The 9,753-nt window shown below is 50.0% G+C and carries 9 protein-coding genes and 1 pseudogene; 6 read left to right on the forward strand and 4 right to left on the reverse strand.

The window, feature by feature from the left end:
* Window positions 1-580: 580 nt before the first annotated feature.
* Entirely contained in the window at window positions 581-2,536 is a 1,956-nt protein-coding gene (locus ASF71_RS15215; RefSeq protein ID WP_056301883.1) for a DUF262 domain-containing protein, read from the forward strand.
* A gap of 127 nt (window positions 2,537-2,663) precedes the next feature.
* Here ASF71_RS15215 and ASF71_RS25290 read toward each other — a convergent pair.
* Window positions 2,664-2,858: pseudogene (locus tag ASF71_RS25290) on the reverse strand (hypothetical protein); the annotation flags it as partial.
* Between the two features lie 69 nt (window positions 2,859-2,927).
* Here ASF71_RS25290 and ASF71_RS23965 point away from each other — a divergent pair.
* Both ASF71_RS23965 and ASF71_RS22970 read left to right on the forward strand, forming a co-directional pair.
* Window positions 2,928-3,884, forward strand: coding sequence for a hypothetical protein (locus tag ASF71_RS23965; RefSeq protein ID WP_156372866.1), 957 nt, complete (start codon window positions 2,928-2,930; stop codon window positions 3,882-3,884).
* Between the two features lie 354 nt (window positions 3,885-4,238).
* Window positions 4,239-4,907, forward strand: a complete 669-nt coding sequence (locus tag ASF71_RS22970; protein WP_082506081.1) for a helix-turn-helix domain-containing protein — start codon at window positions 4,239-4,241, stop codon at window positions 4,905-4,907.
* A 441-nt stretch (window positions 4,908-5,348) separates the two neighbouring features.
* Here ASF71_RS22970 and ASF71_RS15225 read toward each other — a convergent pair whose 3' ends face one another.
* From ASF71_RS15225 to ASF71_RS23970, 3 genes are all read right to left on the reverse strand, one after another.
* Window positions 5,349-5,828: a hypothetical protein gene (locus ASF71_RS15225; protein ID WP_056301869.1), complete on the reverse strand. Its 480-nt coding sequence runs from the start codon at window positions 5,826-5,828 to the stop codon at window positions 5,349-5,351.
* A 178-nt stretch (window positions 5,829-6,006) separates the two neighbouring features.
* Window positions 6,007-6,693, reverse strand: a complete 687-nt coding sequence (locus ASF71_RS15230; protein ID WP_056301871.1) for an HNH endonuclease — start codon at window positions 6,691-6,693, stop codon at window positions 6,007-6,009.
* 564 nt (window positions 6,694-7,257) lie between these two features.
* Entirely contained in the window at window positions 7,258-8,001 is a 744-nt protein-coding gene (locus tag ASF71_RS23970; protein ID WP_162243123.1) for a hypothetical protein, read from the reverse strand.
* Here ASF71_RS23970 and ASF71_RS22975 point away from each other — a divergent pair.
* The 3 genes from ASF71_RS22975 to ASF71_RS15245 all read left to right on the forward strand — a co-directional run bounded on the left by ASF71_RS22975 (window position 7,912) and on the right by ASF71_RS15245 (window position 9,663).
* Window positions 7,912-8,905, forward strand: a protein-coding gene (locus ASF71_RS22975) for an IS630 family transposase (protein ID WP_156372868.1) whose coding sequence is annotated in 2 segments (ribosomal slippage) — window positions 7,912-8,340 and window positions 8,342-8,905 — 993 coding nt in all. Because the reading frame shifts where the segments join, the coding sequence is not laid out codon by codon here. The genes ASF71_RS23970 and ASF71_RS22975 overlap by 90 nt on opposite strands.
* Window positions 8,906-9,031: 126 nt before the next feature.
* A complete protein-coding gene (locus ASF71_RS15240; protein WP_056301879.1) occupies window positions 9,032-9,301 on the forward strand; it encodes a S24 family peptidase in 270 nt (89 codons plus the stop codon).
* A gap of 83 nt (window positions 9,302-9,384) precedes the next feature.
* A complete protein-coding gene (locus ASF71_RS15245; protein WP_056301881.1) occupies window positions 9,385-9,663 on the forward strand; it encodes a hypothetical protein in 279 nt (92 codons plus the stop codon).
* Window positions 9,664-9,753: the final 90 nt, after the last annotated feature.

Genomic DNA, 9,753 nt, shown 5'->3' on the forward strand with positions numbered 1-9,753 from the left:
GGGAACTTCTGTGCGTCGAACGTGGACGAGCTCAAGGCCCGGTTGGTCAGGGCCTGGCAGCGCGTACGCTACATCCAGCTTCCACAGCACTTGATGGACTCCAATTTATGCCGAGATCAATAGAGTCCAGCAGACCTAAGCGTTTGAGGTCTGCTAAGTGCTTGTAGAAGGTCACACGGGAGATGCCCAGATGCAACGCGAGCAGCTCGACCGGCTGGTGAAAGACAACCTGAGCCACCTCTAGCGGCTGGTCCTTGGCCTGGAGTGTCTTCACAGCCACTGCATGAAGGGTCCGGTAAATCTGGGTGGCAGTATGCGCTAAAGGCTGTGCCAGTCGAGCTAAAACGCTATCAGGGGTGAGGGGAGAGGCTTGAAGTCGGACTGCTACGGTCTTGGGAATGGCATACGACACCTTGAACCGCCCTTCCCGAGGCGTTTACACTTAGGGCCACTGTCCAGGTGGGCCGGGTGTGTTTACGCACTCGGTCTTTTTTGTGACTTGAAGGTAACACGTCTCTCCGTAGGATGCGATAGGGGGTGAGCTCACCCGGCAACTAATGGTTCATCCCTATGGAGGCGTATGAACGAACAACTTCAATCACTATCCAAGATATTTACAGAAAAAATACTTAGAATCCCAGATTATCAAAGAGGGTATGCGTGGAGTGAGAGAAATCTGTCAGACTTTTGGAACGATCTTTTAATTCTAAAAGAGACTGATAATCATTATGCTGGAGTGTTGACTCTTGATGATGTCAGCGCACAAGATTGGCAAAATTGGGAAGAAGATGAGTGGATAATAAGGCATAAAAGCTATAAACCTTATCATGTTGTTGATGGTCAACAAAGACTAACAACTTCTTTAATATTGATACAATGCATAATAGAGAAACTTGATGACAATGATAAATTGAATTTCAATTCAAAAGAAGAAATAAGAAAAAAGTTCATATTTGAATCTAAGGACGAGGGCATATCCAGATCTTATCTATTCGGTTATGAAAAGGATAATCCTAGTCATAATTGTTTGAAGATTAAAGTATTTGACGAACACTCTTTAGATCACACTTCCATAGAATCTACTATATACACTATTAATCTTTTAAACTCTAAAAGATTTTTCAAAAGTAAGCTAGATCAGCTTACCCTAACAGATATCGCAATTATCTATAAAAAGCTAACTCAAAACTTTCTATTTAATATATACACTATTAGCAATGAGATAGACACATTCGTTTCATTTGAAACAATGAATAATAGAGGAAAACCCTTAAGTCATCTTGAACTCTTAAAGAATAGACTAATCTATTTATCTACTAAAATTGATGCTTCTCCTACAGATCGGACTAAACTTAGAAGAGTAATTAATGACGCTTGGAAAAATATTTATCACTATCTTGGCAAAGATAGCAATATGCTATTAAGAGATGATGAGTTCCTATATTCTCATCATTTATTGTATTTTGCTCACTCTGGAGAGAATAGAGTTGACAGACTATTTAACACTTTCAATTCTGCAACAGATAATAAGTATAAAAAATTCCTATTAGAAGAATTATTTACTATCAACAATATTGATGATCATGGTGGAGAAGTTACATTAGATTTCATACATAATTATGTTATGAGTCTCAATAAATCAATTCAAAGTTGGTTTAAAATCATGAATCCTTTACACAGCGATTTGAATCCTGTGGAAAAAGATGCATTGATTAAAATGAGAGAATTTGATCCTATAGTTCCAGAAAATACTCTTTTATTAGCCCTTTATATACAAGAAAAATCCTCAGATAATAGACGAGCATTCTTGGAATCATTCGAAAAACTTATGTTCTCCGCTAGAATATCATATCTGGGAGACTATGCTGAAGATCTTGTGAATTGGGCCTATGAACTGTTCAACAATAAAGATACTGCGATTAATTTATCACTTACTATGGATAGGATAGTTTCTAACGAACTTAATCACACTCAGATTTTATCATCTCTACTTCAATTTAGTAGAAATGGTAGAGGATTTTATAGATGGCATCTAACTAGACACATCTTACTAGAATTTGAAAGAGACTTAAAAGCTAAAAATAAGACTGGGGCAGATAAAATAACTTCTGAATGGTTATATAATTATGATATAGATAATAGCATTGAACACATTTACCCCCAAAATCCCAAACCAGACGGCTGGAGAACAGAATTTGAAGGTATTTCCTCTCGCGAAAAAAATATCCTCAAAAATACATTAGGCAATCTCGTCGCTATTAGCAAATCTAAAAACTCATCTCTTAAGAATTCATCCTTTGAAGAAAAGAAGGGTAGTAAATTAAAGGGTATAGGCTATAGATACGGCACATATTCAGAAATATCTTTATGTGATTATGATAAATGGGGACCGGAGGAAATAATCAATAGAGGAATCAGCATACTTAAGTTTATGGAAAAAAGATGGAAGATAAAAATCGGTAATAATAATGATAAGATGAAAGTCCTCGGCGTAGATGGAGTCGCTAAAAAAATAGGCATGATTCCAAAAAAATAATCCATAATTAAAATGGTGTTGGTTGAGATATTCAACTTTCCCATCTTTAGCTTACTGCTTCAAATCCAGGCATAGAAATGCCCCTACCACTGGGGTAAGGACTGGACAGGCGTAGAGCTGTTTGGGCTTACTTCTTGGTCGTGCGCACCGCCCTGGGCTTGGCCGTAGCCGGGGTGGGTGCAGCCTTTCTAGAGTTCCCAAGGGTCTGGCCCTTCTCGTAGCTAGAGGTCAACTTACGGCGGGTTTCCTCGACCATTGCGGCGAAGTCCACCTCACCAGCTTCGACGGCTTCCAGGCTGGCTTTAGGAACAGCAGCGCGGCGGTCGTGATCTGCCCGAAGCGTGCCGCAACCTTGACTGAGTTGGGGCAGCCTGACCGCTACACTCTTCAGATGACAGATAGTAAGGCGGAAGTCGTTAAGGCTGGGGCTGCATCAAAAACAGCTACGAATAATACCCAGAATGAAGAGCCCTTGGACTGTTTCGTCATTATGCCTATTAGTGACCAACAGGGGTACTCCCCCGGACACTTCACGCATGTATATAGGGACATTATCAAACCCGCGTGTCTAGCAGCCAACCTAAGACCACGCAGAGCCGATGAGAACGCAGGCACTAACATAATACAGCACGAAATACTTATCGAATTGCTTAGTGCACCTATCGCTATATGCGATCTGAGTAGCAGAAATCCAAACGTCATGTTTGAATTAGGGCTTAGGCAAGCATTTGATAAGCCAGTCATACTCATACAAGATGAATTGACACCTCAAATATTCGATATCTCTATGCTCAGATATACAACATACAGAAGCAATCGTCTTTACAATGAAGTAGTAGAGGATCAGAAGAAAATCGCAGATGCTATTAGATCAACCATCAAAGATTCTAAATCCAATAAATCAGTCAATTCACTTATAAAACTTTTGTCAATCAATAAAGCTGTTTTAGAAGCTCCTTCAGATGATGATGTAGAGAAGTTTGCATTAAAGTCTATGCAGCTACAACTAGATAGAATATCTGCTGATATCAATAGGCTCTCTCAAATTGATAATTCTAAAGATACTGTTATGCCCTCCAGGCTAGTCACGAGAAAGTTTAGTCGTATTCCTTTTACTGAATCGGAGCTAATGCTCTCGAGAAAGATAAGTGGCTTGAAACCCAAAGATCAGCATATTGTACTTAGCAACGGCCGTCCTTATTTCCTACCACTGCTTATGACAAGAATTGTAGACAATTTAGATTTGGCCGACCCTTTCTACACATTAAAGCCGAATAACATTTCTCTATCTGAATTCGTGAATGACTATCATAATGTCGTGGATGAAGTCTTAGCAGATATGGACTAAATAATAAATGTATCAGCAAACAAACATTTCGTTACGCTGTGGGTTGGTTAGCTTCTCGACCTGCTCACTCAGTTTGAAATAAGGCATAAAGGTAGCGTATAAGCTCCATTCCGATATAGCAACAGTGATAACCGAGAGTAAGACCAATTGGCGCGGGCTTAGAGCATGTACTGATGGTGCCGCCTCGCCACACTTCATTTCAGGAAACTAAGGGCAATACGCCCTATGCTATACTATGAATAAGGACATTAACGACATCATACCGGACAATAACTACCGATTCCCCGTCGTAGATGTCCTAACATAAAGAATAGGATAACTAATACAGATAACCTATGAAAGGACATTAGATACATGACTAATACACGATCCAACGCATACTACATCAACGAAGTTATAGACAGTGGTATTCTAGCTTCAATCTCTTCAGCTCACGGGCAAGTTTACACGGCATATGTTCGCTACTCTAATGGCGGTGTAAACAACGCATTCCCCTCCCAAGATAAGTTGGCTGGTAATTTAGGACTGGATGTACGCACAATCAGACGAGCAATCAAGGAGCTAAGTAGCCTTGGATATATCAAACAGGTCAGCAGCGGCAAGGGCAAGGGTAGTAAGACCTCCAATCTGTTTACTGTAAACATGCCCAGCCAACTCGGCTTCCCCAAGAGTGCTACGCAAGCTCCAGTCCCGCCTTCAACTACTCCTACACCTGTTCAGCAGCCTAAGCCTCAACCTGCACCCGCAGCAGCTCCAGCACCTACACAGGTCGTACCTGCACCTTCTCCAGCTCCTACACTTCAGTCTGCCTCAATCTTAACGCTTGACCAGATCCAGCAGCTTAAGGATTTACATTGGGGCTTCAATTTAGATAGCCCTTCAATGATTGAGAAGCATCCTACTGTGGATAGCCTTACTCGTTATGTAGAGAAGGTGGTCAGTCCTAGCAAGACTTTCGAGTCCATCTTGTTTGACCTTAAGATTGAGGCACTAGAACCCATCGAAGAAGAGCTACCCTTCTAAGCCTTATCCATATGCCCTCGATCTGCTTTAAGCAGGTTGGGGGCTTCTTGTGTTATGTAAGGTCGTAAACGTAAGCCGCTCTCTTGACAAGTTCTATTCCCGAGCCTATCTTGCCTTATCCCTTCCACAATCGAAACGGAGCAGACACCGACCCGGGTAGGGTAGACGGTAAAAATGTTCTGTAAGTGCGGCGGTGTGTGCCGCACCACACGCGACGAAGAGAAGAAGAGCAGTCGCCACCGACCGACCAAACGGAAGAGCAGGCCAGCCGACGGAGGGGACAAGACGGGGCCACACCGAGAGGGGGCAATAGCCCTCTTGTGAAATAAATTACTTACCTGTAGCGTAAGTGCGTTTAATGCCGTCTGGATCGGCGTTATAGGGAGTAACCCTCGGGAAGATCTGCGAGGCCGCCTAGGGGGCATTCAGCGCCACTACGGGCTATGCCAGCAGACCAGCTCCTAGCAGTCGAAGTACGGTGTCACTGCGGATGCTCTCGCCGGTTGCGGTCCTCCAGATGCTCTTGCCGTTGGTGACATCGAGCGTCAGCAGCTCGTTAGCAGCTAGCAGGGCTTCGAGCGTGGCATAGCGGTCTGACGACCAGCGCATCTTGTTCTTCATGGCCTGCGGGATCTGGTGGGCGATGACCTGGAGCTGCGTCCTGCCTTCCAGGCTGGCCCCTGGGGTGGGTACTGCCGGTGCTGTGGCTGAGGCTGGGGAAGTCGGGACAGTGTTGGACTTGTCCATGCTCCAGTCCCTTCCTGCCAAGGCCTGCGTGAGCAACTCCCCGACCTGAGCCGCTGTCATGCCCTTGAGGCGGTCGTGAACCCATACCGGTGCTCTGACCCGGACTGGCCTGGACTGCTCGTCCTCAGTCAACATGCCGCCGTCCTGGTACTGCCGGAGATTCTTCCAAGTCATGCCCGGATGTTACGCCCGGTTGTCGGTTGTAACAATCGGATTTCTTCGGGTGTAACGCCCATTGATAAAGCTGTTTATCGTCGGGTGGGCACTCTCGACCTCTCCCGCGTCGGGATGACTGGCGGCATCTTGGGCGCACTCCCCAAGAGGGCGGCAGGCAGCCTGGCGTGGCCTTCTGTCAGCTCAGGGTACGGTGTTCCAAGATGACCCGCTTCAGCCCTTCCACGTCCAGCAGGGGCCTGCTCCGGTGAATCATGCGGTGGCAGTTCGCGCACACGACCGCTAAGTCACTGAGCTTAGTCTGGGTTGGCCCTATGTCGCTGAGTGGCCGGATGTGGTGACACTCTGCGAAGTCTTCCCCGAGCGGTCCATAGAACTTGAGGAAGTCGAACCCACAGACCTCGCACTCCAGGCGGCCACCTCCAGCTCGTTTAGCAGCTACCAGCTTTCGACCTACGACCTCTCGGTTACGCTCCCTACGCTTGTGCGCTCGCTCCAGCAGACGACCTTCGGGGAAACCCTCATCCTCGGTAGTCGCAGCTTCGGGGGTTTCGTTGCCCTGCTCGCGTATGGCTTCAGCTAGTTGGTGCAGCTCCTCCGGTTGATGGGCGTACAGATCCCACACCAGCCGGTCCCCCCGACCGCCTCTCCACATGCCCTTGCCTCCCATCGAGGGGTCACAGGCGCGGAGATTCTCAATCTTCAGGGCCACACCGTCCGGGTTGCGGAAGTTGGCTGCACGCATCTCGCGGGGATGGATCGGCAGTCTGCCGAGCAGGTCACTCAACTCAATGACCTTCGGGTCGTTCTTCCCCAGTCGGCCATAGCGAACGTACAAGTCGAACGCCAGAATCAGTTCGTCCATCTGCCAGTCTGGGTTCCTCGACACGCCTCACCCTGGCATATGCAGCAGCTCGGCGCTTCCTGACCTGCACGCTTCCTCGGTGCGGAGATTTGCCGTATGGGTGGGGGGTAGTTTTTCTGGCAGGGGCCTTCAATCCGGGATAGGAGATGCCTGAGCATTAGCAGCAGGTTTCCCTAGGGATCGGTGGCGGGGAAGGTCATAGGACCAGATATGGCCTGATTCGACCAGGCGCACACGCATCTTTGAGATTTTTCTGGTGACTTTACCCGTCTACCACGTTGAATCTGCCCAATTTGGTCTGGAATGGAGCGTATCTCGCCTGTTCCGGCTCAATTTCCTCTGATTCCTGCCAATCTGCACGACCTCCAGGCGGCCACACTGACCTGCTGGTATCCCTCGCGGGTATGGATCGGGCGCTGAAGAATCTCTGACCGGGCATGGTGCGGCACACTACGCCGCACTTACAGAACATTCCTCGTCTGGTCGCCTGACCTGCGCCAGTTTTCGGCAGGTGTAGTAACCCTCAGACAGAATCCGAGGCATCTCTACGGCGTTCCTATGGGCTTATGGATGGGTCAGGGCATCCCATATGCCTGCCTGTTTCAACCGGTGGACGAGTAGAGCCCCTGGTTTCTTCAGACCTTGCCATTCCTCCACGTCTGCCTTGAGTCGAGTCAGAGCATTTTGGAGCTGATAGAGGCTTCCTAGCCCTCGATGTTCCCCCTCGATGCATCGCCAGAGCAACCAACGCCAGAAATTCAGGTTGGTCGAGTCTCCGTAGCCTGCCGCCAGCGCGTGAGCATAGCGGTCTATCGCCTCTCCTCGGTGCTGTTTGTGCGTGTCAGTCAACACATCCAGGCTGTAGACGTACTCTTGCGCCTCACCTTTACAGTCATTTACTAACGGGTTTTCAGTTATTCCGGGATTTAACGCCCACGCTGTCAGGTTTTGCAGTTCCACACGCGCTTTCTCTGGTCGGGAGTGACTGTTAAGTTCGTCCAACTTCCGCATGAACGCCCACGCGGTACGGGTGCCGGACTCCACGTCTGCTCGCAGGTCGCGCCACTGGTACTTGAGGTCGTCATACCGCAGGCGTGCCCGGTGCCCTGGCTTGAGCGTCACGGCAAAGAGAGTGCCGTCCTTCCGGGTCAGGTGGCCGTACTGGCTGACATGCCCTCTATTGATCACGGTGAAGATCTGAATTGATAGACTTGGCGTATGCCTGGTTGGCAGCCCACACACTACTCGCGCGCACAACTCGAAGAGCGCCGCCTGGCCGCTCTCGAATGGATTGAGCGCGGAACTCACCGGACGGTCTACACCTGGAAAGCACGACTACGRCGCAACGGKGGCCTKMAGGCCACCGTTGCTGCTGGTGCGATCTCGCGACTCACAACCGCACAACACGAGCAGTTGCGCCTCCTCCTCCGGGAGGGCGCGGTGCACCACGGGTTCCCCGATCCGACGTGGACAACACGTCGGGTCACCGATCTGATTGGACGGCACTTCGAGGTGTGGTATCACCACGACCACRTCCGAAAAATCCTTCGTCAGTTGGGATTTACGCCTCAAATGCCGGATGGACGTGCAGCTGAGCGCAATGAACTTCGAATCGCATCCTGGAAAGAACAGGTCGCGCCGGAGTTGGGAAAAAAAGGTCGCTGAGGGCGCAACACTCGTCTACCTGGATGAAGTCGGATTCTCGTTGAAGGGTGTACGGCGACGGACATGGTCAACCAAGGGYGTSACRCCCTTGGTCACACTTCCAGCGAACTGGGAAAAGCTGTCGACGATCGGGGCGATCACGTCGGATGGACGCTTCTTGCAGCACACGAAGTCCGGAGCGATTCGCAGTGGGGACGTCATCGGGTTCTTCCAGCAYCTACTCCGCCATATCCAGGGGGAGATCGTGGTCGTGCTGGATAACGCTGGGATTCACCGGGCGAAGGCCACACAGGCGTTCGTGGATCTCCACGAACGCCTGTCACTGATGTTTCTGCCACCGTACGCCCCAGASTTGAATCCCATCGAGTTGGTCTGGGCCTATGTGAAGCGGAATGTGTTGGGAAACTTCTGTGCCCGCTCGGTCTCCACCTTGAAGGCGAAGCTTGTGACGGCCTGGCAGCGTGTCCGGTACATTGACCTGCCGCGTCAACTGATGGATTCCAACTTATGTTGGGAAACTTCTGTGCCCGCTCGGTCTCCACCTTGAAGGCGAAGCTTGTGACGGCCTGGCAGCGTGTCCGGTACATTGACCTGCCGCGTCAACTGATGGATTCCAACTTAGGCCGGTATCAATAATCCCGGCCCGCACCCGGCCTACTGGCGCCAGACGTTCATGGATGGCACCGACATGGACCCGCGCATCCGCGACGGCGAGAGCATCTACTACGACACCGACAAGGTCAAGCCGGACAAGGGCGTCTACGTGGTACGTCACGACGGTCGCGCCCTGGTGCGCCGTTTCTCTCAGTTGCCGACCGGTCCTGCATGGACAGCTGACAACCCGGCGTTCGCCCACCAGTTCATTCCCGACAGCCCCGCTTTCACTGTCCTCGGCAGGATTTACCGCGTGGTTGGCATCCGCGATGGTAAGGCCCTCAACTAAGGAGTCGATACGCGATGCCCGCCAGCCTCTTCCTGCCCCGCAGTCATCTGTGAACCCACTACACCCTCCAGCTGTCTGGCATCGTGCAGGCCAGCATCCCCTTCGCCCCGGCGGACGATGACGATTTCGACCTGATGCACAGCGTAGAGATCATTTTGCGCGGCGCGCAATACCACCCGCACGCGCGGGCCTTCCAAGTAACCGGCAGCAGCATGAACGACGGTACAGCGCGGGCAATCCGACACGGAGACATCGTGCTGGTGAACAGCCAGGATGCCTTTAACACCTCGCGGCCATGCCTCTTCGAGACGCCGAACGGATACATCATCGAGAGCCGGTCGCTGTTGCGCGGATGTACGTGATTAGCGACGCAGGCTGATCAGGACATCAACGGGGTCCTGACCGCGCAACCGCGCGGTCTCCACCGTCGACTTGATGCGCATGTACGTCTG

Source organism: Deinococcus sp. Leaf326 (assembly GCF_001424185.1).
Taxonomy (GTDB): domain Bacteria; phylum Deinococcota; class Deinococci; order Deinococcales; family Deinococcaceae; genus Deinococcus.